The 22916-nt window shown below is 56.4% G+C and carries 20 protein-coding genes and 1 tRNA gene; 14 read left to right on the top strand and 7 right to left on the bottom strand.

Annotated features, from left to right (window positions below; all coding sequences use genetic code 11):
- Positions 1 to 5 precede the first annotated feature (5 nt).
- Entirely contained in the window at positions 6 to 908 is a 903-nt protein-coding gene (xerC, locus tag Pla52nx_RS05145) for a tyrosine recombinase XerC (protein ID WP_342190339.1), read from the top strand.
- Between the two features lie 113 nt (positions 909 to 1021).
- Here the strand turns inward: xerC and Pla52nx_RS05140 are convergent, their stop codons facing one another.
- Complete coding sequence (locus tag Pla52nx_RS05140; RefSeq protein WP_146519925.1) at positions 1022 to 1276, bottom strand: hypothetical protein; 255 nt, start codon at positions 1274 to 1276, stop codon at positions 1022 to 1024.
- 17 nt (positions 1277 to 1293) lie between these two features.
- Positions 1294 to 1962, bottom strand: a complete 669-nt coding sequence (locus Pla52nx_RS05135; protein ID WP_231741946.1) for a HEAT repeat domain-containing protein — start codon at positions 1960 to 1962, stop codon at positions 1294 to 1296.
- A gap of 368 nt (positions 1963 to 2330) precedes the next feature.
- Here Pla52nx_RS05135 and Pla52nx_RS05130 point away from each other — a divergent pair, with 368 nt between their 5' ends.
- The 5 genes from Pla52nx_RS05130 to Pla52nx_RS05110 all read left to right on the top strand — a co-directional run bounded on the left by Pla52nx_RS05130 (position 2331) and on the right by Pla52nx_RS05110 (position 8337).
- Positions 2331 to 3290 (top strand): hypothetical protein, encoded by a 960-nt coding sequence (locus tag Pla52nx_RS05130; protein WP_342190338.1) that lies wholly within the window; start codon positions 2331 to 2333, stop codon positions 3288 to 3290.
- A 167-nt stretch (positions 3291 to 3457) separates the two neighbouring features.
- Complete coding sequence (locus Pla52nx_RS05125; protein WP_146519928.1) at positions 3458 to 4297, top strand: MBL fold metallo-hydrolase; 840 nt, start codon at positions 3458 to 3460, stop codon at positions 4295 to 4297.
- Positions 4288 to 5442 (top strand): radical SAM family heme chaperone HemW, encoded by a 1155-nt coding sequence (gene hemW / locus Pla52nx_RS05120; protein WP_342190337.1) that lies wholly within the window; start codon positions 4288 to 4290, stop codon positions 5440 to 5442. Before Pla52nx_RS05125 ends, hemW begins: the two co-directional genes overlap by 10 nt.
- 113 nt (positions 5443 to 5555) lie before the next feature.
- The gene (locus Pla52nx_RS05115) at positions 5556 to 7199 is read left to right on the top strand and encodes an FAD-dependent oxidoreductase (RefSeq protein WP_146519929.1); all 1644 of its coding nucleotides are present in this window, start codon (positions 5556 to 5558) and stop codon (positions 7197 to 7199) included.
- A 160-nt stretch (positions 7200 to 7359) separates the two neighbouring features.
- On the top strand, positions 7360 to 8337 hold the full coding sequence (locus Pla52nx_RS05110) for an SPFH domain-containing protein (RefSeq protein WP_231741947.1): 978 nt from the start codon (positions 7360 to 7362) through the stop codon (positions 8335 to 8337).
- A 350-nt stretch (positions 8338 to 8687) separates the two neighbouring features.
- Here the strand turns inward: Pla52nx_RS05110 and Pla52nx_RS05105 are convergent, their stop codons facing one another.
- Positions 8688 to 10124, bottom strand: a complete 1437-nt coding sequence (locus Pla52nx_RS05105) for a tetratricopeptide repeat protein (RefSeq protein ID WP_146519930.1) — start codon at positions 10122 to 10124, stop codon at positions 8688 to 8690.
- Between the two features lie 243 nt (positions 10125 to 10367).
- Here Pla52nx_RS05105 and Pla52nx_RS05100 point away from each other — a divergent pair, with 243 nt between their 5' ends.
- Genes Pla52nx_RS05100 through Pla52nx_RS05085 form a run of 4 tightly spaced genes read left to right on the top strand, consistent with a single transcriptional unit; the run spans position 10368 to position 12394 of the window.
- Positions 10368 to 10829, top strand: coding sequence for an alpha/beta hydrolase (locus tag Pla52nx_RS05100; RefSeq protein WP_146519931.1), 462 nt, complete (start codon positions 10368 to 10370; stop codon positions 10827 to 10829).
- Complete coding sequence (locus Pla52nx_RS05095) at positions 10826 to 11581, top strand: alpha/beta hydrolase (protein ID WP_146519932.1); 756 nt, start codon at positions 10826 to 10828, stop codon at positions 11579 to 11581. Before Pla52nx_RS05100 ends, Pla52nx_RS05095 begins: the two co-directional genes overlap by 4 nt.
- The gene (locus Pla52nx_RS05090; protein WP_146519933.1) at positions 11578 to 12096 is read left to right on the top strand and encodes a DUF2199 domain-containing protein; all 519 of its coding nucleotides are present in this window, start codon (positions 11578 to 11580) and stop codon (positions 12094 to 12096) included. Before Pla52nx_RS05095 ends, Pla52nx_RS05090 begins: the two co-directional genes overlap by 4 nt.
- A gap of 22 nt (positions 12097 to 12118) precedes the next feature.
- The gene (locus tag Pla52nx_RS05085) at positions 12119 to 12394 is read left to right on the top strand and encodes a hypothetical protein (protein WP_146519934.1); all 276 of its coding nucleotides are present in this window, start codon (positions 12119 to 12121) and stop codon (positions 12392 to 12394) included.
- Between the two features lie 349 nt (positions 12395 to 12743).
- On the opposite strand, the gene Pla52nx_RS05080 is transcribed toward Pla52nx_RS05085, so the two are convergent.
- Positions 12744 to 13967, bottom strand: a complete 1224-nt coding sequence (locus Pla52nx_RS05080; RefSeq protein ID WP_146519935.1) for an ankyrin repeat domain-containing protein — start codon at positions 13965 to 13967, stop codon at positions 12744 to 12746.
- Between the two features lie 321 nt (positions 13968 to 14288).
- Between Pla52nx_RS05080 and Pla52nx_RS05075 the strand changes: the two genes are divergently transcribed.
- Complete coding sequence (locus tag Pla52nx_RS05075; RefSeq protein ID WP_197454560.1) at positions 14289 to 15695, top strand: type IV secretory system conjugative DNA transfer family protein; 1407 nt, start codon at positions 14289 to 14291, stop codon at positions 15693 to 15695.
- 1 nt (position 15696) lies between these two features.
- Here the strand turns inward: Pla52nx_RS05075 and Pla52nx_RS05070 are convergent, their stop codons facing one another.
- The 3 genes from Pla52nx_RS05070 to Pla52nx_RS05060 form a co-directional block, all read right to left on the bottom strand.
- Entirely contained in the window at positions 15697 to 15870 is a 174-nt protein-coding gene (locus Pla52nx_RS05070; protein ID WP_231741948.1) for a hypothetical protein, read from the bottom strand.
- Between the two features lie 128 nt (positions 15871 to 15998).
- Positions 15999 to 17279 carry a hypothetical protein gene (locus tag Pla52nx_RS05065; protein WP_146519937.1) on the bottom strand — a complete coding sequence of 427 codons (1281 nt, stop codon included), beginning with the start codon at positions 17277 to 17279 and terminating at the stop codon, positions 15999 to 16001.
- A gap of 392 nt (positions 17280 to 17671) precedes the next feature.
- The gene (locus Pla52nx_RS05060) at positions 17672 to 18907 is read right to left on the bottom strand and encodes a DUF255 domain-containing protein (protein WP_231741949.1); all 1236 of its coding nucleotides are present in this window, start codon (positions 18905 to 18907) and stop codon (positions 17672 to 17674) included.
- 1079 nt (positions 18908 to 19986) lie between these two features.
- Between Pla52nx_RS05060 and rho the strand changes: the two genes are divergently transcribed.
- From rho to Pla52nx_RS05045, 3 genes are all read left to right on the top strand, one after another.
- Positions 19987 to 21315, top strand: a complete 1329-nt coding sequence (rho, locus tag Pla52nx_RS05055; RefSeq protein ID WP_146519938.1) for a transcription termination factor Rho — start codon at positions 19987 to 19989, stop codon at positions 21313 to 21315.
- A gap of 107 nt (positions 21316 to 21422) precedes the next feature.
- Positions 21423 to 21505: transfer RNA gene (locus Pla52nx_RS05050), tRNA-Ser, on the top strand.
- Between the two features lie 519 nt (positions 21506 to 22024).
- Complete coding sequence (locus Pla52nx_RS05045) at positions 22025 to 22783, top strand: hypothetical protein (RefSeq protein ID WP_146519939.1); 759 nt, start codon at positions 22025 to 22027, stop codon at positions 22781 to 22783.
- Positions 22784 to 22916: the final 133 nt, after the last annotated feature.

The raw sequence follows: 22916 nt of genomic DNA, 5'->3' as shown, positions 1-22916 counted from the left end.
CGCCCATGCTGCGCCCGATCGAATCGTTTCTCAAGTACTTGGCGACCGAACGCAACGCCTCTGAGCTGACGATCAAATCCTACCGCGAAGACTTGGCCGGCTTGGTCGAGTGGTTGGAAGCGACACGTGGCGCGATCCCAACCGCTGACTCGCTCTCGCCGCACGACCTGCGCGCTTATCAATCCGCTCTCCAACAAGCTGACTACGCTCGCACCACGATCTCTCGCAAGCTCGCCGCACTGAGAAGCTTCTACAAGTTCGCGATGCGCGAAGGCATCGCCTCAACGAATCCCGCCAAGCCATTACGGAACCCGCGTCGGCAACGCAAGTTGCCAATGGTGTTGACGGACGAGGAAGTCGGCCGGTTGCTGTTGACGCCTCCGGGTGACACCGTCTCGGGACTGCGGGACCGCGCGATCCTGGAAACGATGTACTCGGCCGGATTGCGGGTGAGCGAACTGGTCGGCCTGCAAGACGGTGACATCGACCCCGACGAACAGATCGTTCGTGTCCGAGGAAAGGGACGCAAAGAACGCATCAGTCCCTTGGGTTCCTTTGCCCTGAAAGCCATCGACGCCTACGCACGAAAACGCAAGCGGCATCCACAGTCCGATGCATTGGGTCGAAAGGCTCCTGTCTTCGTGAATCGATTCGGTCGCATCCTGACGACACGGAGCATCGGGCGGATGCTGGAAAAGTACATCGCCACGGCTGAACTGGACTCACGCACCAGTCCTCACACGCTACGTCACAGCTTTGCGACGCACCTACTGGACCGCGGCGCAGACATACGCAGCGTCCAAGAGTTGCTGGGGCACAAGAGTTTGGCGACCACTCAGATCTACACACACGTCAGCGCCGCAAACCTGCGTCAGGTCTACGAAAAGGCCCACCCACGGGCGCACTGATGTACGTCAAAGCTACGTAGGTCAGCAACACGTACGTCAGCCTTTCTAGGCTGACATCCGCGCCATGTCAGGCTAGAAAGCCTGACGTACTAGAAAGCCTGACGTACTTGGCTTCACCGTGCGGTGGGTTGCTGGGTCGGCGACGCGTAGGATGGTCGCACTCCGGCGCTGATCGCTGCACCGGCGATCAAGGAAGCAAACGCGACAACGATCCACAGGCTTCTTGCGGCAGGTTTCCCATAGCGACGCGTCACGGCGGCCATCGTTCGCAGTTGGTAGGGGGCCGCCCAAGGTCCCACGCCGGCCAAGAGTGCGCCGATTCCAATGACAATGGCCAGCGTGCCGACAAATAAATCTTGATAACTCACAAACGCCTCTCTCCAACCTAAACGTCGCTGCGACGCATGCGACGACGCAGTGCTCTCAGTTGCATCCGTGCGCTTTCGACGTCTGGCGACAAGTCGATGCAACGTTCCAGTGATCGCGCCGCGGCTGGCAATTCACGCATCGCGATCTGACATCGCGCCAGACCCTGCCAAGCGAGGTAGTGAAAGCGGCAACGGAACAAGCACGCGGTGTAGGCTGCTGCTGCGTTCTCGTAGTTTTCCAAACCGTGCCAGCAAATTGCCAATTGATGATACGCTTCGCTGTAACGCGGCGCGTTGTCCACCAGGATCATCGTCGGTGCCAACGCCGCCGCGTATTCACCGCCGTCGTTGAGATGCATGACTTGTAACAACTGCTGCTGGTGCAGCGGTGCGGCAGCGCGAACCAACAAGGCGCGAAATGAATCATCGGCGGCCAAGCGGACACCGCGATCGTCATCGCACAAGGCACGCCCCAACGGTTCGATCGAATTGACGTTGCCCAGCATCCCCAGGGAGAGAGCGGCCGCTCGACGAAGTTCGACTTCACCGCGATTGAGCAAAGTCGCTAAAGTGCTCGCGGCGTAATGCTCGTCCACTTCCGCCGCAAACTGAGGTGCATCGGCAGAGGCAAGATACCGTCGATAGGCGGCGGCCAGACGAGTCGTTCGAACCAGTGGTGAAGTCACAGTTGTTTCCATCGAGTGTCGGAAGAACGACTTAATCAATCGCGTGTATACTAGGCACAGGCTTCGGAGCGGCAACCGTGTGCTTGCCAAGAAACCCGAATCTTGCAAACTTTTCCCAAAGCCGACATTGCGTTTGCTGGGACGAAAGTCTCACAGGATTACTTTGCGTTTCCCATTCCAATGACGTGATGCGAATGAGTCTAATTACGACCGATTGCATGGGCAACCAACGTCCACGTGTCCAACATGGGACTTCTTCCATTCAAAGGCTCTGCGGGCGCCTTGCCAGCCCATTTGCCGCACAATTTTTTGCTATCACGCTTGCTTTTTTGATCACGCTTGATCCATTTTCTTGTCGCGCCGATGACTTGACAATACGTACAGGCCTGGGCCAATCGCTTTCCCAGCCGATAACTTCCCTGGTGGACGGTCAATCCTTTCGTGGCGCTCTGACGTCGATCGCGGCAGCCAACGGCGTGAACCTTTGGGTGCAACGCAAAGTCGACCCAACCGCCCCGGTTTACCCCGGACAGTTGACCCCCACCGTCTGGGCTGCCTTGGAAACGATCGCCGCTCAACGCGATTGCGTCGTCATGGCTATACAAGATGTCGTGTTGGTGGGACACGCCTCATGGGTGGACACGATGACGGCACGATTGCTGCAACAACGGACAGCCGCGCCGACGGTGGACGTTCAATGGGATGATTTGACCACACCGACACAAGCTCTCATTGAGGTAACCGCAACAGCGTCAGATCCTCTGCCTCATGATTTGTGGCCGGCCAACCGATGGGTGGGGATTGACCGCGGTATCGCAGTGGCTTTGATCCGTGGCCAATTCGAGATCCCGACGCAGGTGGATGCAACTGCTCAATGGACGCGTCGCTACGAATCCGGCCCCTGGGCGGACGCGGTACGTGAGGCGGCCAAGCAAGCCGATCCCAAGAGCATGGTCAGAGTCCGCGATGGATGGATGATCGTTCGCTGCAACGTGCTTGCCCACCGCGCCATCACCTCGGCAATCCTCGGCCGAGCTCTTGGCAGGCCCCCGGGTGCCGATGCCCAAGTCGTACCGGTGATGGATGACGATCGCAAGTTTTCGCTGAAACTAATCAACAAACCAGCCAGCGCCGTTTTGACGCAGTTGGCGGGTGCGGCGGGACGGCCATGCACGATCACAGCGAGTGCCGCCACAAACTGCGAGACACTGGTGAACCTGGAGGCTGAAGAGAAGACCTTGGTCGAATTGGTCGAGATGGTCGCCCAGCAGGCGAACGTGCAGGCCCAATGGACTGTCACTGAATTGATCGTCACCGCGAAACCCTAGCCCGACATCATTCATCAGCCGGCACGCGATAGCGTCCAGTTTATCCGGCAAAATGCGAGAACCGGGGGCTAGCGCACTCCGGCTGACGCAATATCACGACTAGTCCGGCGGTGGAGAGGTCGTCTGCACCCTTCAACGATCGATCCATCAGCGATATCGTTTGCCTCATGGTTGAGAACATCCCCCTTCTGTCACATCATCACGACGGCCTGACCGTCGAGGGCTACTCGCGCGCCGCCGTCCAGACTTGCTGGCGAATCAATGAGCTGAAATTGCTCTTTGATGCCGGTGCACAGCCCTGGGATTTCATGGGCACGCCGACCATGTTCATCTCGCACGCGCACTTGGATCACATCGCGGCGCTCCCGCAATATGTTTCGCGACGGCGCATGATGAAGATGGATCCACCGATCATCTACATGCCCGACTCCGCCGTCGATATTGCCTGGGACATGCTGCAATGTTTTCGCAAACTCGACCGGGGCGCAATGCCCTGTGAACTGGTCGGACTGTTGCCCGGTGACGAGATCGAGCACGGCCGTGAATACTTGGTCACGGCGCTGCCGACGAGGCACACGATCGATTCGCTCGGGTTTGTCGTCCACCACCGACGCCATAAACTGAAACCCGAGTACCGGGATTTGGACGGTCCGCAAATTCGCGACCTGAAACTCGCCGGCACCGAGATCACGGAAGAACAACGGGTCCCGATCGTGGCCTACACCGGCGACACCTCGCCGCCCGGCTTGGACAACAACCCGGTCTTCTTTGAGTCAAAGATCTTGATCAGCGAACTGACCTTTGTCGCACCCGAACATCGCAAAGAGTTGATCCACAAGCATGGCCACATGCATGTGAACGACTACCGAATTCGCGCCGACAAATTTGAAAACGAATTGGTCATCGCCGGCCACCTGAGCACTCGATACCACGACAACCAAGTCAAGTCACTTGCCGAGCGTGGTCTGCCAGGGATGCTCGGCGGCCGCATGAAGCTGTGGCTGTGACTTCCGGCCAACCGCAACCCTGGCCGATTCCCCGGTCGGCATACATCCATGTGCCGTTTTGTCGGCACCGGTGCGGTTACTGCAATTTCAGCGTGGTCGCAGATCGCGATGATTTGATCACACGGTTTCTCGATGCCATCGACAACGAACTGAGCATCCTGGATCGCCCCTCGATCGACACTCTCTTTCTCGGCGGCGGAACTCCGACGCATCTGCCCATCGATGCCTTGCAGGAACTGATGCGGATTCTGCATCGTCGTTTTCGATTCAGCGAGGACATCGAGTTCAGCAGCGAAGCCAATCCGGAAGACATCACGGAGGAAAAACTATGCGTGCTTGCCGATGCCGGCGTCAACCGGATCAGCTTGGGCGTACAGAGTTTTGATGATCAAAAACTGTCAACTCTACAACGAGGCCACTCCGGCGATTCGGCTCAGCGAATCATTGAGCAAGTCACAGAGGTCATCGCCAACGTTTCCATCGACCTCATCTTTGCCGCTCCCGGTGAATCGCTCGAAACTTGGCAGCGTGACGTCGCAACGGCATTGGCTCTACCGATTCAACACTTGTCGACCTACGCATTGACGTTTGAAAAAGGGACCTTGTTCTGGAACCAATTACAGCGAGGTGATTTGCAACCAGCCGGCGAGTCCCTGGAACTGGAGATGTACGAACTTGTTCGCTCGGTCGCACCTGCCGCAGGCATGACGCACTACGAGATCAGCAGCTTTGCAACGCCCACGCATCGCTGTCGTCACAACATCGCCTATTGGGAAGGCAGCGGTTGGTATGCCGCCGGCCCAGGCGCCGCTCGCTTTGTCAACGGGCGTCGCGAAGTCAACCATCGCAGCACAACCGCTTACTTGCGACGCATGGAAACGGGACAAAGCCCAACTGCGGAATCGGAGTTGGTCACCCCACAGCAAGCCGCGCGAGAACGAGCGGCTTTCGGAATTCGCAGAATCGACGGAATCGACTTGGCCGATCTGGCCCAGCAAACAGGGGTTAACATGTTGACGCTGCTGGCGGACGCGATCGAGCAATGCGAACGAGAAGATCTGATCGTGCGAAACGGCGATCACATTCGCTTGACCGAGCGTGGGATCCTCTTCGCTGACACAGTCGCGTCTCGTTTTCTGGCATAGCCGCTTGCGAACTCCGGCAGGTTTCCGCCAAGATGGCCGCACGAACGACCCACAGGAATGCGGAAAACCTATGAAGTGTGTCGGATGAGATTTTGATAAGAGACGATTCAAGCATGAAGATTGTGATCATTGGCGGTGTTGCGGGAGGAGCTTCCGCGGCGGCTCGAGCAAGACGCTTGAGTGACGAGAGCGAGATCGTCGTTTTGGAAAGAGGAGAACAGCCCTCGTTCGCCAATTGTGGACTCCCTTACTACGTCGGCGGACTGATCGAAACTCGCAGCAAGCTGCTCGTCGCGCCGATCGAAATGCTCCGGCAACGCCACCGCTTGGACGTTCGCGTACGATCGGAAGTCATCCAGATTGATCGTGACGCACGAGAGGTCCACGTTCGGGACTTGCAATCCGGCCGGGAGTACACTGAAAGCTACGACAAACTTGTCATCTCAACGGGTGCTGCACCGTTTCGCCCGCCGATCCCGGGGATCGATAGTCCTCGCATCATGCAATTACGCGATCTGCAAGACGCCGATCGGATGCACGATGTCGTGACGTCCGGGAATCGGCGATCCGTCATCGTCGGAGCCGGGTTCATCGGAATGGAAGTCGCCGAAAACCTGGTCCACCGAGGCATCCATGTCACGGTCGTCGAACTTGCCGATCAAATCCTGCCTCCCTGGGATCCTGAGATGGTCGCCGGCGTGCAACAGCACTTGATCGAAAAAGGCGTCGAACTGCGGTTGGGGGAGACAGCCGACGAATTTGTTGACCAAGACAACGAACTGACCGTTCGCTTGAAATCCGGATCGGAATTGAAAGCCGATTTCGTGGTTCTGTGCGTGGGCGTTCGCCCCGAAAGCGGACTTGCCGTCCAAGCAGGACTGCAATGCACCTCCGCCGGCGGGATCATCACAAATGATCACATGCAAACCAGTGACCCGGATATCTATGCAGTGGGTGATGTAGCGCAAGTTTCAGATTTCATCTCCAAACGCCCCGTGCAAGTTCCACTGGCAGGTCCAGCCAACCGCCAAGGAAGGACCGCCGCGGACCATATCTTTGGTCGCCCGTCGACCTATCGCGGGACCCAAGGCACGGCGATCGTCGGTGTGTTTGGAAAGACGGTTGCCATGACCGGACACAGCGAAAAACAATTGCTGCGTTCGGAGACCGCCTACGAAAAGATCTACATCCATCCCTCGGATCACGCGGGTTACTATCCCGGTGCAACGGGAATGACACTCAAGGTCCTTTTTGATCCAGCGACCGGCGCTATTCTTGGTGCTCAAGGTGCAGGAACCAACGGAGTCGATAAACGTATCGATGTACTCTCGATGGCGATCCAGGCCGGCCTGACGGTTTATGACCTGGAAGAAGTCGAGTTATGCTACGCACCTCAGTACGGACACGCGAAAGATCCCATCAACATGGCCGGCTTCGTCGCATCGGGCGTTTTGCGCGGTGACCAACCGGTGGTTCATGTCGAATCCCTCGGTAACGGTCATGACGGTTCAGTGTTCTTGCTCGATGTACGCAGTGAACCTGAATTCGCAGCGGGCCACATTCCCAACGCGACGAATATCTCCATCGAATCATTGCGTGACAGGCTCAACGAGTTGCCCCGTGACAAGCCCATCACCGCTTATTGCAAAGTCGGCCAACGCGGTTACTTGGCCACTCGCGTATTGCGTCAAGCCGGATTCGATGCCGCCAATCTCAGCGGCGGCTACACAACTTGGTTGCAATGGCAAAAAGCTTGACGGGGCACGCGATCGACTTGGAAAGTCGAGCGACAATTGTCGTTCGCTAACGATACAAGTTGCTTACTTGCTCCGCATCCCGCGCCCCGAGGCGGCTCAATTTGTGCCTGGATAACACCATCGAAAGCAATGCAACATTCATCTCATCCTGGAGAACCCCGTGTCCAGCCAACCCGTGTCCAGTCACACCGCAAATCATGTCGAAATCGTTGAACAAGTCCTCTCCACCCCAATGCCCGGCTGGGGACCTCTCTTTGGCGGATTGATCGGAATGTTGGCGTCCGTGGGATTGATCATCGTGTCTGCTGCGATGGGAACGACGGCCATCCTGATCCCACTTTGGATCTTGCTTCTGCTGGCTTGTTTCATCTCTTTGTTCGGGTTGGTTGCCGTCCAACCAAACGATTCACGCGTCCTGTTGCTCTTTGGTGAGTATCGCGGAACAATCAAATCGTCAGGGTTCTATTGGGTCAACCCGTTTTACTCAAAGCGAAAGGTGAGTCTGCGGATTCGGAACTTCGAGACGGGGTCGTCAACCACTCCTGAGCAAAAGAATCAGCAGGGAATCGTTACTCAGCACAAGACTCGCTCGGCAGGACGTCCTTCCAAAGTGAACGACAGTGATGGCAATCCGATCGAGATTTCTGCGGTGGTGGTTTGGAAGGTCGTCGATACCGCAGAAGCCTTGTTCGAAGTCGATGACTATGAAAACTACGTCGAAGTGCAAAGCGAAGCTGCGTTGAGAAATCTGGCCACTCGGTATCCCTACGACAGCACCGACAACGAGATTTCTTTGCGAGGCAGCACCGATGAAATCTGCGATCGATTGCGTGAAGACATTCAAGACCGCCTGGGCAAAGCAGGTGTGAGCGTGCTGGAAGCTCGTATCAGTCACCTTGCCTACGCTCAAGAGATCGCGGCTGCCATGCTGCAGCGGCAACAAGCCAGTGCCGTCGTCGCAGCCAGAACCAAGATCGTCGACGGTGCGGTCGGAATGGTCGAGATGGCGCTTGAGCATCTCAAGCGGGACCAGATCGTCGAACTCGATGCGCAGCAACGTGCGTCGCTGGTCTCCAATTTACTGGTCGTCTTGTGTAGCGACCGACATACTCAACCCGTCGTCCAAACGGGAGTCTAGTCGCTAACTGCTGAGGATTAGACTGGGCTGCTCAACGTTTGGTGTTGTGTCATTACGGGTTTGCGCAAGTTTTCTGTCACCTCCACCGGCGCAGCCGGGGGAGGTCGGATCGAGCGAAGCAAGATCCGGGAGGGGGCCTACGCGCCGCAAACCGCGTTGGTGAACCTATTCCTTCACCCATACCCCCTCCCTCGCATTCGCCTGAACGGCTAAGCGCGACCTCCCCCAAGTTCCTTGGTGGAGGTGACGCGGGCATTAAAACGGTGGCATCAAAAAGATATGTGAATAGCAAACTCTGAGCAGTCCAGGATTAGGCTGGCCACGAATGACGGAGCTGCAAGCACGAAGCTTCATTGCAACCGCATCAGCTTCGCAGAGGCCAGCGCGACAAGACTCCCTTTCAATGCGACCGCTCGCTCCACGAGGGTTTTTCGTTCAGGCGACTCAGGTGGCAACCGCCCGGCCAACGCACACAGCAGACGACTTTCCAAGTCGGGTTCTTCCACAAGCTCCAGTCCCTTGCGGTAGGTCGCAATACAGTCGGCTTCATTCTCACATAGATTCCCGAGGAACAAGTACAGGGGCGCAAAGTCTGGGCATCGCTCCACGCCCTGAATGACGAGCGACCTCGCCTCCTGATCGCTCAAACCACCGTCGTCCAGAGTTCGGACAAGCAAGTACTCTTCGTTCGAGATCGTCCCCTGATCCAAACCATCTGCCATCCAACGGTCCGCCCGGCAACGAAACCAACCGGGTGCCAGCCGTTCCACTTCTTCAAACGCTTCTCGTGCTTTGGCGTACGCACCGAGTTCAATCAGGCACATGCCGCTTTGGTAGACCGGATCGGGGTCATACGGATCGATATCACTGGCTTCGTGATATTTCTCCAAAGCGGCCGCGTATTGCCCCGAAGACGCTAGCTCGTTCCCTTGGCTGGTGAGCGTAGTCGCTTTCTGGAGTGAGATGCGATTGCGACGAAACAAGAACTGGTACCTTCCCTCACCAAGGCTGTTCACTTCGTCCAATTCCAATTCTCGACCATCATGAAGGCAGACGATTCGGCAGAGTGGTTCTCCCTTGTGCAGTAACTCAAGTTGTTTCTCGATATCCTCGGTCGGCAAGCCTCCCCTGCGTCGTGCTGCCAATAATTGCTCGGCCGTTTCGACGACATGGCCATCATCCAGATAGCGGTGGACCTCAAGCAAGCTGCTCAGATAGGCGACTTGGCCCTCGACATCATCGTTCTCGATGCAGATCGCCAGAGCGGCCGAGAATGGTTCAATGGCTTCGTTGACTCTGCCGCAATGGAACAGCAACTGACCCAGGCGGGCGTTGAGATAACACTCATTGAGACGTGCGGGGCCACCGCGAAGTGATTTTACCTTCCCAATAAAACCCTTCGCCTCAGCAATCAACTCCTCGTATTCCAATCGTTCCATCCGCTGAGGCATCTCACCATACCAGTGATCCATCTGCATCAGAGGGTTGTCGGCAGGGTCACCGCAGAGTTTGTTCCACAGTTCGGGCTCGCCACATTCATGGGCAAGGCATTGCGCGACCGCCGCAAGTTTTGGGAAGTACTGGTCGATCGAGCGGTCATCAGTCAGCATTCCATCGGGAATCTTGCAGATCACATCCATGTGCTCTGCCACCTGCGTCTTGTATTGCTTGCAGAGAGAACGAAGCTTTCGTCCAGACCCCGAGGCTGCGGCCTCAATCAGCTTGTCACGCAACTCCGTTGCAGTCAGTTGCTCCGGTTCGCTTTTTCTGAATGGCCAGAATGGCATCCACACACCTCACGTTTTTTTGCTCCACCCAATACCAGCCAGTCGATGAACCTCACCATCCTGTTGGCTGAAACCCCGCCCATGTTTGTTCTGATCATAGAGGATTTCCCTACAACCCTGGGTTCGGAAGAGGCAAATCGTTCGACTGAAACGGAACGCACACTTCTCACGCACTAGCATGCGAGCGAAAATAGGGCTGCGAATAGAGAGCTCAACTCTCGAACTTGGCATTAGGTGAGCAAAATGAAGATCCTTTTCTTGCACGGGTGGCACAGCGTTGTCGGAGGCGTCAAGCCGACGTACCTAAAAGACGCCGGGCACATTGTCATCAACCCGTCTCTTGACGATGACGACTTTGAGGCTGCCGTCCGCACCGCGCAAGCCGAATACAATCGACACAGTCCCGATGTGATCGTCGGCTCGTCTCGTGGCGGGGCGGTTGCCGTGAACATGCAAAGTGCAGACACGCCAATGGTCCTGCTGTGTCCAGCATGGCAGAATTGGGGCACCGCAAACACGGTAAAACCCAACACCATCATTCTGCATTCACGCAAAGACGATGTGATTCCGTTTGCCAATTCGGAAGAGCTCGTCGCCAACAGCAACCTGGTGCCAGAGTCGTTGATTGCGGTTGGCAATGATCACCGTTTGGCTGACCCTGCACCTCTGCAGGCGATGCTCAAGGCGTGCGAGGATCTGACATGAGCATTCTTGACCATCCTGCAGTCAGCGGCCGATACCTCTTTCCTCAAGATCGGTTTGTCGATGATCCATTCTTTGTGGAGACAAGCGGTGCTGTATTGGCCTGCTATAGAAAAGTGATCGATCCAACTCAGTTCACCATGGTTCACTTCCACGGCAACGGAGAGGCCGTTGCCGATTACGTGCCCTTCTTGACCGATGTCTTCGCTGAAATGGGACTGAATTCCTTGTTCGTGGAGTACCGGGAATACGGTGGTTCGTCTGGCGAGGCACAACTTGTCGCGATGCTGGATGATGGCGAATCAGCACTGAACGCCGCGGAAATTCCTCCTGAGAAGGCGATCGTTTTTGGGCGGTCAATCGGTTCGCTCTACGCCATTGAACTGGCGCATCGTCAGCCGACGGTTGCTGGGCTGATCATTGAAAGCGGCATCGCCGATCCGTCGGAGCGGTTTCTGACATACGCGGATCTGCAGTCGGCTGGCTTCGACGAGGTAGATGTCAAGGCAGAAGTAAAGCGGCACTTCAATCACAAGCGAAAGTTGTCTGGCTACACAAAGCCGTTGCTGCAACTTCACACCGAAAACGATGGCTTGATCGACATCTCGCACGCCGAACGCAATCACAAGTGGGCTGGCTCGCGGGAAAAACGACTTGTCCGATTTCCTCACGGAAATCACAACTCAATCTTCCACGTGAATCGAACAGAATACATGGCTGCCGTCGCCAGTTTCGTGAGGAGCATCCGTCAATGACCAAAGCCAGTTCACAATCCGGTTTCCTGTGTGCGACGTGCGGCAAGTACCACGACGAATTGCCGATGGAGTTCGGTGCGAACGCTCCGGCAATGCTCGCCAACGTCCCGGAAGCCGAGCGACAGGATCGCTGCGAATTGACGGACGACCTCTGTGTGATCGATGAAGAGTTCTTTTTCATTCGCGGCTGCCTTGAATTGCCAGTGGTCGACCATGACGATCCCTTCATTTGGGGCGTATGGGCTTCACTCAGTAAAGAAAGCTTCATGCGTTGCCACGAGATTTGGCAGCAGGCCGGTCGAGAAGCTCAGCCGCCGTTTTTTGGCTGGCTCTCCACTTCGCTTCCTCTGTATCCCGACACATTGAACCTAAAGACTCAAGTCCATACCCGGCGTGTGGGCGAGCGACCTTTCATCGAACTTGAGCCTACCGAGCATCCACTGGCCATCGAACAACGCAGCGGCATTACAATGGGTCGAGTGCGAGAGATCGCAGGCGCGTTGCTGCACCTCTGAATGAAAGGCGGACGAAATCGTAATGGAATTCAATTGCTGGAAGAACTCCTACAATACCTTCGGTGGAAGTGCGCTTTATTCGCCGATAGCAAGCCTGCTGACAGTTGAATTGGCGGGCATGAACTACGGCGACGCCATCCGAGAGATCGATATCACTGCAAACTTAAGAAGCAAGACAAGGAACCCGCTCCCAACGCTTGAAAGCCTCTTTGATCGGTTCCACGAATACATCACGTCGCTGCCATCGGTGACCTTTCGCCGAACGAAGCAGAAGTTGGAATTGGCTTGGCTGCGTTAGAGCGTACCGGATTGCAAATCCATGACAGCGACCTGAAAAACGATCTGAAAGCGGAGTGGCAGTTCGCTAGTGATAAATGGCTGCAAAACTGAAGCCGTACTTGGGCTAAGCCGGGACGGATCAAAGTTTGGTGTTGACATTGTTTTTTTTGTCAATGTTTTTGTTCCACGTGTCGCAATCAAAGTGAGCCTCAGGCGCTAGCCGTGGGCCGGCACCACAATCCGCCTCAGGCCCACGGCTAGCGCCTGAGGCTCACTGGGGCCACCAGCTGCGCCGGCAGTAGGGACATAAACTTGCGCAAACCCAAAAAGACACAACCCCAAATTTTGAACAGCCCACGCTAGCCCCCCTACTCCAAACCTTGCTCGCGGAGCCACTGAGCGACTTCCGCGCGACGGTTCTTCAGTTGCTGCATAGGGCTGATCTCGGTCGAGGGTTTGCCAAACGGTTTCTGAAATCCGTATCCATGAATCATGTACGCAACGGGACGATTCCCCGATGCACGTGGCGCCGCCGTCGCATAGTGCAATGCATTCTTGCCATCCATCCCACCGAAAAAATCTTGCAGGACGTCGGCGACATAAGAACCTGAGGTGGAGTTGTAAACTCGTCCCATCGCCGATGAGTACCTGACCTGAGTGACCAAAGTCGCTGCGTCCCAGCGAACCTCAAAACGGCGATGGTTTCCCGCCTTGGCGATCTCCGCTTCGTCACAGCCCATCGTGGAAAGGGCGTTCAGGTCGGCGCCCTGCTTCACCAAGCGTTTGGCCAACTCCAAGTCGCCTGCGGCGGCGGCGAAGTGCAATAGCGTCTTACCCCCGCAGCGACTTTCCACGTTCAGCTTGCCACTCTCCAAGGCCTCGATCACTGCCGTCGAGTCTCCCAGAATCAACGATTCGATCTCTGCGGGATACTCAATCGACTGACTGAAATTCCGAAACGCGTAGTGCGGCTGAATCAAAGCCAGTTCGGCTACGCTCAGCCCGGATGCAGTTTGCCACTGCGGCAGCCCCCGTGTTTTGATGTCGCACAGCACATCCAATTGATGTTCTTGGTTGATCCGATTCGCCAGTTCAGAATGCCCCGATGTGGCAATCAGATACCCCACGGCACAGTGAGTGCCCCACGGGTCGATGAACACAGGACGACGTCCAGGGACAAAGATGTTTTGAGGAAACTCTCCCGCGATCATGTACTCTCGCAGGCTTTGAATGTTTGCGATTCGCTGAGCCAATTGCGAGGATGTCAGATGTCCAACGTCCGCAGTTTCTAGTCGCTCAATCACCAATGAAAAATGAGCTTGGATCAAAGCGACGTCATCGTCCACGGCGTTGATCTTGGCAACAGCGTCCTGGTTTGGCGTTTTGTCCGACCAGTTGGGATTCAGCTCGCACAGTCGCTGGTGCAGTGTCCGCTGTTGGACAGGAGTCGCGATGGCGTCACTTTCGACAATGTTACTTTCGACTGAAAGAGGGGCAAGTTCACCCTGTGCCCCGGACAAATTGGCCCCACACAGCAGGACAGGCAGAACGAGCAGGGCGAGGCGTTCGAGCAAACGATTTTTATGAAGCATCGGATCGGTTCCGTGGGAGAGTCATGAGAAATCAGGCGAATCACTTGTCGCCTGAAATCTCACTGCGTTTTTCTCGCGTCGGAGCCTCAATGAATTCCGGAAATTTTCCTGGAGGCATTCTGAGCCCGTCGTTTACTCAGGACGGAGAGGACGAAAGCTGGCAAACCGATTCGGGACAATCAGACGTCCTTTCGCTCTGCCGGAGCGAACCAAGTGTCCCTTGTGTGTATCAAATTCTTTGAGCACCACCGCCCTGATGTTTTCGATTCTGGGCCATAGATAACAGTCATCTGCACACTCTGGAAAGGAATGATAGTTGTCATGAGCACCAAGAAACCAAAACCGAAAACGACCAGCCGGCCCCCAGCCTCCAAGAAGAGTTCGGAGCCCGGTGAGCAATGCATTGTTTTGGGTCACCAGTCCCAGTACCAGTCGGAACTTGGGTTCCACACTCAAAAACATCCACCGCCTCGAAAACGTGGTGATCTGGTGCGGTACAGCGGCGACGGCCACTTGATCACGATAGCGCCCACTCGCGCGGGCAAAGGCGTGGGCACGGTGATCCCAAACCTGCTGTCCTATCAGGGACCCGTCGTCGTGATCGACCCAAAGGCCGAGGCGTATCACGTCACGGCGCGACGTCGCCGTGAACTGGGGCATCAAGTCGTCCGCTTGGATCCATTCGGCGTGGTCGACGAACCTTCGGACTGCCTCAATCCCTTTGATGTGCTGAGACTGACGGGCGCCGATTTGGAAAGCGATTCACAGTTGCTGGCCGAGTTGATGGCAACCGTCAACCAATCCACCAAAGAACCTTTCTGGGACATTCAAGCCAAAGCGATTCACTCGGGACTGATCGCCAACGCCAGCTCCGACACGGAAGGCCGAGCGAATTTGAATTCCATCGTCGACTCGTTGCACGGAGACGACCCATCGTACCGCATGGCCGTTCTGCTCGACGTGATGGGGAAACAGATGAATCAAATGGCGTACCGAGAGATTGCCGCCACCATCGCCATGCCGGATGTCACACGTGGGGGCGTCCTGGCCACGGCTCAGTCGTATGTCAAATCTTTGATGAGCCCGGCGGTCGCCGGAACGTTATCGGAAACCAGTTTCTCGCTCCAGGACGTGGTCGATGGCAAACCGCTGTCGATCTACCTGATCATTCCACCGGATCGCCTGGTCAGCCACCGTCCGCTGATGAAACTCTGGATCGGCACTTTGATGAAAGCCATCTTGAGCCGACGCCACCGCCCCAAGCTCAACACGCTGCTGATGATCGACGAAGCCGCGCAGTTGGGAAATTTCCCGCTCCTGGAAACGCTGATGACGCTCGCGGCCGGCTACGGTGTGTGGGTCCACACCATTTGGCAGGACTTGAGCCAACTGCGGGGCAACTACCCCACAACGTGGCGAACCATTTTGAACAACTGCGCCGTGGTGCAGACGTTTGGCATCTACAATCGGGACATGGCAACTCAGTGGGGCGACTACCTCGACTCGGGGCCAAATGTACTGAGAAGCCTTTCGGACAACGAACAGATCGTTTCGATCCACGGTCAAGGCGAATTGCGATGCCGTCGCTTGAACTACTTGACGGACCCAATTTTCCAAGGCCAGTTCGACGCCAATCGTTTCTACGAACCGGCGTCCAAGAAGGAGCCCAAGACGGCCAGGAGCCGACAGAAGTCGCCTGATCCCGGCCGGAACCGAGCTCCAAGGTGACTCACTTGGAGCCTTTGATTTCGGCCGCTTCGGCTTCCAATTGAGCGATGGTCGTCTCCAGTTCCTTGAGCTCGTCCGCATCGTCGGCTTGCTCTCGTGAACCGGAGAGTTGCTTTCGCATGTGCTGGAGTTTCTTGTTGATCACATCCAAACGTTTCTTTTGCTTCTTGTCCATATTCATGGCTCCTCACGAGTTCAACGTCCGCCCTTGGCAGCCCCCAGGTATAGCGGCGTGAGCCGATGTTAGCGAGACGCCCTCTGTCCGACGATGCCGTCCACCCGAGATGCTGGCTTCATTCCCGGCTACGACTCCAGACGTTCGGCAAGCGAACCGTCGGCCGACGCCGGAACCCAACGCAAATCCACCACGATCTCGTCACCGTCGACTCCGACGCTGATGGCGGGATCGCCTTGGGCCAAATCACTTGCCCACTGCGTGGCCGACCGAGACGTGTGGCGAACTCGCAGTTGACGCGATGGAAACTGCCAACGTCCCGATTCAATCAGCCATGCAGGATGATCGGTGATTTGACAACTGTGGATCGAATCCGCCCCGGAGAGTCGCGTTGACATTCGTTCGGCGCGACTCCGCAGATTGTCTTCGTTGACTGCGATCAGTTGCCGGACCGTGGAGACATCCGATTCGGGTGTCACATCGACCGCTCGATGCTCCAACGCACTGAGCATCATCGCGGCAACTGCATCGCTGGCCGCGTGACCTCGCCACTGGGGATGCGACGTCAATCGTTCGATCCAGTCAGTTCTGCCAACCAGTAAACCGCACGACGGTCCTCCAGCAAGTCCATCGCCCGACAGGATCACCAAGTCGACACCGCCGGCCAACAGTCCCGCTGCACTGGGTACTCCGTCTTGTTCGTCCGTCAACGTCCCGACCGGCAACACCACCGCAAAGCGAACCGTGTCGCTCATCGATGTCGGCAAAGTGAACTCCACTTCGCCCGCGTCAGCCAATACAACAATCGTTTGGCTGAGTCCGTTGAAGTCATCGGGTTCGATACGCTGAACGCCGCCGACTTCGCGAATCGCGGACGCGCCGAACGCATCCGGCAATGGAGTTCCGCTGGGCAATCGAATCGCTTGGCTGCGATGGATCGCCAAGCCCCACTCGGGCGAGAGTTGCGATACCATTTCGATTGCCAGATCCAGGTTGCCGGCAACGGCGATACCATGCCCAGATACCAGTTGATCCAAGCGGTGGTCAATCCGCTCTCGTAGGCCACCGCGTTTGCAGTCCCCACGCAGCAAATCACAACCGACTTGCAAGACAGCATCCGGGATCGGGCAGCCCGACCCCAGCTTGTTGTCCAGCAGACGTCCTGATGCATTGATCAAGGGGACAGCGATTTCAGGCTGACGGTCTGCCCAACGCTGCAACGTTTGAGTCCCCGTCTTTGCTGTTCGCACGATCGCTTCGACACTACGCGCAGCGGTATCGGGCAAATCGCGAAAGATCTCGGTCGCTTGTTGCTTGAGTTTGGAAAGCGTTTCTTGATCGCCGGCCTTGCGGGCCACGTCAACGATCCCGCGACGGATCGCGTCAACGGCCCAGGGGGGAAGTGCCATGAGAGTGTTTCGATTGCTTGGAGAATGGGAGCAGAACCAATCTCCATGATAGACGCCTTCGTCACAGAATCACGGGGACCACCACCCATCGCGTGTTGGGATTCGCCAGAATTCCTTGCCCGTTGGGACCTTTGGCAAGATCTCGATTACGGCGAAACCCTGCTTGAGGCTTTGGATGAGGATCAGTGATTTGTCACGATTCAATTTTTGGCGTCAGCCATTGAGCGCTAGCTTGAATGAGTCACGCGGATGATTGATTTTAGCGCAAACAGATTCTTGACAATGAGTTGTGACATCGCTGGGAAATGCAGATTGTTTTTCATAACCCGACGCGTAAGCGAGGGATTTACCGAGTATCCCTCGCTTACGCGTCGGGTTATGAATCATCCGGGCTAGGTACCGGGATTCGCATCCTGAATGGCCTGCTCCATCACCTTGATAGACGCGTCGAGGTATCGCTCGAACGACATTTCAAAGTGATCCCGGGCGGCTTTGTCGGCAAAGAAGAACATGCGTCCATGGATCGGATCCTTGACGCCCCACTCGCGTTTGCCGGCAACGATGCGGCGTTCTTCGAAGAATCGAACGACGTCGATTTCATTGAGCATCGGCGTGTAGGGGATGGGGTCCTGGACGAACAGATCCATCGCTTCCTTGCTTGCGAACAAGTAGAGCTTGCCGAGATGGATCACGCCAAATTCTGTCTTGCCCTCGACCCAGCCATCGTTGTTCAGCAGCGAGACGGCACAGAAACCTTGCAACGCCAATTCCGGTGTTGATTCATTCTTTGGCAAAGGTGGTGTTTGAGAAACGACTTGCTGTTGAGCAGAGCTCGCTGCTTGGGCGGTCGGTTGAACAGGCAACGTCAACGACATCGAATCAGCCCGCGGTGCATCCATCCGAGCACCAGTCAACTGCCCCGTCGTGGCACCGGGAACCGCGTGCGGCAACACGAATTGATTGGATTGTGGCTGAGTCCCGGTCGATGCGGGAACTTGAGTGGGCATGTTGGACGCGGCAACTGCCGGCGCGGACGGTTGTGGAGCCGACGGCGGTGCTGCTGCGATCGCGGCGGCCTGGGCATAGGACGGCGGCTGCGACACGGCGGGCTGTTGGGACGTCGCCACACTTTGACCAGCGGATGGTTGTGCCGCAGGTGCCTGAACTGCCGGAGCCTGAGCAGCCGGAGCCTGAGCAGCGATCATCGTGCCGGCCGCTTTGGAGGCTTGCAGGCCTCCCGACAACATCGCGATGTATTTCTCCGGCTCTTGTGGGCTGGTGTTGTGCGACAGGGCCTTGCCGTCCGTGGTCACGATCACGTCGGTGGGATACCGCGTGATCTTGAACATTTCGGCGAGCTTGGGATTCTTGGTTCCGTGAATCTTGACCGGCACGAACTGCTGGTTGATCGCCGCGGAAACTTGTGGGTTCTGAAACGAACCGGCCTCCAAGCGATCGCACCACACGCAGTTGTCTCGATAGAAGTGCAGGAGCATCAGCTTGCCCTCCTGCTGAGCCTTGGCGTGGGCTGCTCGCAAGTTGCCTTCCCAGGCGATTTCCGCGCAAGCCTTGCTTGCATTCATTCCAACGGCGGCGATCGCTACTACAGCGAGGACTGCAATTCGCATTGAGTCGGTCCTGTTCAATCCGTGAATAAGCCAAAAACAGACGGCATCCTTTGCCTTCTCCTCGTCAGATTCGGTTGCGAAGTGTCTGACGCTTGAAACGAAAGTACAAAATGGGCGGACTTTGACGCCACCCGAATGTTTGACATCCAGGATTCTGCCTTCCCGGCGTACAAGGCGGCCTTGAGCCAAAAACACCACCAACGGGGGGCACTTTATGAATAATGCCTTGACAAGACTTCTCGGTCGGGTATATTTCTGCCGTTGTCGGTCAAGCGAGCCCACCAGCTCAATCCAGCTTGCCCGAGTTCACTTGATTGCGTCTTCTCTGGACGCCCCGTTCCGTCAGCGTATAGAATTACAAGAGACGGCCTGTTTCCTCCGCGATTCCTCAATCGCGACGACAGAGGGAAAAAGCGGATGTCAGCGATGATGCAACAAGGAACACCATTGCCATTTCGGCATCGAACCCCGGACTTTCTACGATCACGCTTCACCGAAGAAGCAACTGGATCGGGTCGATTGATTTGGGAAACATTCATTCAACATGCTGTCGCTCTCCAGGTTGGGGCACAGCGGTAGCGTTGGCCAGATTTGAGCCCCTATCAGGGCACAGAATCCACAACGGATTGGTTGGAGTGAACGCAACGAAGTGACTCGGGGATAGGGCACGACGAAACAATTGGTTCCGTCTGTGCGACTTGATCCAAATCGGGCCATCAAGCGGCTTGGAAACGGCACTTCGTGGCACCGATGAGATTCTCCATGAGACATCCTCATGGCCACAAATGACTTACTCGCAGTGAAACCCCGCAGTGAAACGCCGCAGTGAAGCACTGCAACCGCGTCGGCGAACACTCGTCCTCGCAACCTGTTCACGAACTCTCTTTGTTTCGAACACCCTCGATCGATCAATAACCGCAGATCTTTCGACGGGATTTCATTTAACTGAAATGCGGTTTTCTTCAATGGACACGCTGCTGATTTCGTCCCGGGCCACACAGAACTCACCGGTTCTCTGACCTCCCAATTGCTCTTCGCCCCTGGCGAGACTCGAAATCATCAGCGACTCTGGACGACACATGGCGAAAAAGAAACGGACCCCTCGTCGCGGATCAGGTTCCAACGGTCAACCCGGCGGTAATTCGGGCGGCGGTAGCGGAGGCGGCGGCAGCAAACCACGCACCCGCAGACGACGTCGCGGCGGAAGCCCCGGTGGACCCAGCGGACCAAACAACAATGGTGGTGGCGAACCAGCAGATATCCCCAGTGATGCACCGCTGGAGGAATGCGAAGGCATCCTGGAAATGCACCCCAATGGCTATGGTTTCCTCCGCAGCCGAGACAACAACTACTCCCGCGAACGCACCGATGCCTTCGTCCCAGGCACGATGATCGAGCGATTCGGACTGCGCCAGGGTGTTTACATCAAAGCTCTGATGCAGCAGGCACGACGCCAGCAAGGACCTCGGGTCCGTGAGATCCTGGACGTCGATGGCCTCAAACCGGAGGATTACCCAGAGGTCAAATCGTTCGACGCGTTGACGCCGATCAACCCCGAATGCTGGCTGAATCTGGAAACCGCAAAACGCCCGATCACCAACCGCGTGATCGACCTGCTGGCACCCTTGGGCAAAGGCCAGCGGGCCCTGATCGTCGCTCCACCGCGAAGCGGAAAGACGGTCATGCTGCAGGACATCGCCGCTGGGATCTCTCACAACCACCCCGATCTGAAACTGATGGTGCTGCTGATCGACGAGCGGCCCGAAGAAGTCACGGACATGAAACGCAACGTGCTGGGCGGCGAAGTCATCGCCAGCAGCCTCGACATGGACGTGGAAAGCCATGTTCGGTTGAGCCAGCTCGTGATCGACCGGGCACGTCGCTTGGCCGAACTCGGGCAAGATGTCTTCCTGATGCTCGACTCCATCACCCGCCTGGCACGTGCCTTCAACAAGTGGGTCGGCCGTGGCGGTCGCGGCGGTGCTACCATGTCGGGCGGCTTGGACATCAAAGCGATGGACATCCCCAAGAAACTTTTCGCCACCGCGCGCGCTTTCCAAGAAGGCGGCTCGCTGACGATCGTGGGAACCTGCTTGGTCGACACCAACAGCCGGATGGACGAAGCGATTTTCCAGGAGTTCAAGGGCACCGGTAACATGGAAGTCGTCCTGGATCGACGCTTGGCAGACCGCCGCGTGTGGCCATCGATCGACATTTCCCAAAGCGGAACGCGTCGCGAAGAACTGCTGCACGACGAAGAAACCTACGAAGCCGTCACGATGCTGCGTCGAACGCTCTCCAGCATGCACCCCTGTGATGCGATGGAGCAACTGACCAAACAACTGGCGCGTTTCGACAGCAACGAAGAGTTCATCAAACTGATCAGCGGCGCCAAGACGTCCCTGTAAAAACAGACACTCAACCGGCCGACAAGCAGAACCTGACGGCCGTTCAGATTGTCTGATTCACCGCACTAGTCGAACCCGGTTTGAACCGGCTAAACTACTGGTGCTCCGGAGGATAAGCGAATTGGTGAGCGGCCTCACTGGAACTGAGGTACCCCGTAAGGGGCTGCGGGTTCGAGTCCCGTGTCCTCCGCTGAAAACGAAAGAACGCCTTGCAGAACCCATGTTCCGCAAGGCGTTTTTTCATGGCCTCAATGGAGCCACATAAAAAACGAGCTCCCCTCGCACCTTCAAATCTGGCTCCCCTCTCCCCCAACATCTTCGCGCGAGGAGCCAACCATCTCCAATGACGACGTCGCGAAAATCTTGGGGGTGAGGGGCAGGGGGTGAGGGGGCATGCCACACTGCGATTCACGCGTCTGAACGATCCATCGGGTACACTGGAACAGATTGTTCTTCAGGAGAAGGAAAACCACTGATCTTCACCCATCGAACACTCAACGGAGACAGACATCCGCGATGGTCAGGCTTAACCGTCCCCCATCACGAACCGCTCCCCGTTTAGCTTGCTTGCACTTCTACTGGTTCGTGTTTGATGAGTCCCAATTCGTGTTCCCGAGAATACAATTACACTTAAGCCATTGAGATGCACGTCGGCGACTTGATCCACGACGGGTGCACTTCTCTCTGTCCGCCAAGGAGTTGAGTGTTCATGTTCGGTTGGTTCAAACCGCTGTGTCCGGTTGACGCTGAAGCAAAACGATGGATCGAATGCCGACTGCGTTGGCTATCGGGGCAGTTCGGCCAAGAGACTTTCACTCGCCGCGCTCTTATTCTGCCGACACGCGACTTCTTTCCCGACCCAATCGACGGATCGTTTGCGAGCGTGCGAAACCTGCTAGATCAAGTTTGCCGATATATGGATGTCGATCCAGATCGGGTTGAATTAGAACTGTTCAAGAACAAGAACAATTTGTGGCTCGTGAATGACGACGGAAAGTATTTGCCCATCGGTGCGGCCGGCCTGTACGACAAACGTCACGACAAAACAGTGATTCACATTGAGACTTCTGAAATGTCCAATCTGATCGGACTTGTTGGAACAATGGCTCACGAAATCTCGCACCTGCGGTTGATGGGCGAAGAACGAGTGTCCGGCAATGAGTACGACAATGAGTTGCTTACCGATTTGACAGCGGTATTCCACGGATTCGGAATCTTCCTCGGCAACTTACCGCGAAACTGGGACAGTCAATACAGCCTGTGGCCCGGAACAACGCTGAAGCGACCAGAATACATGACGCTGCCAATGTTTGCTTATGCGATCGCGCACACCGCATGGTTCCGTGGAGAGCGGAAGCCATCGTGGTATCCGTTTCTTTCGTTCGACATGAAACCCAACTTTAAACAAGCAATTCGCTATCTGATGGAAACGCATGACTCTACATTCGCTCCGCAGCGGATGAAGTGACCACGGAAGACCGTGTGATACCAAGTGACAGGGTGGTTTCTGGTCTCATCAAGAGCACGACACCATCGGAGCAAGAATCGTGCGTTGGTCCTCACGATGTCTAAGTGAAAGTGGCATAGTGGTCTGTCCGCAA

This window comes from Stieleria varia, from assembly GCF_038443385.1.
In the GTDB taxonomy this organism is placed as follows: domain Bacteria; phylum Planctomycetota; class Planctomycetia; order Pirellulales; family Pirellulaceae; genus Stieleria; species Stieleria varia.
This window is presented reverse-complemented; position numbering and strand designations above follow the sequence as displayed.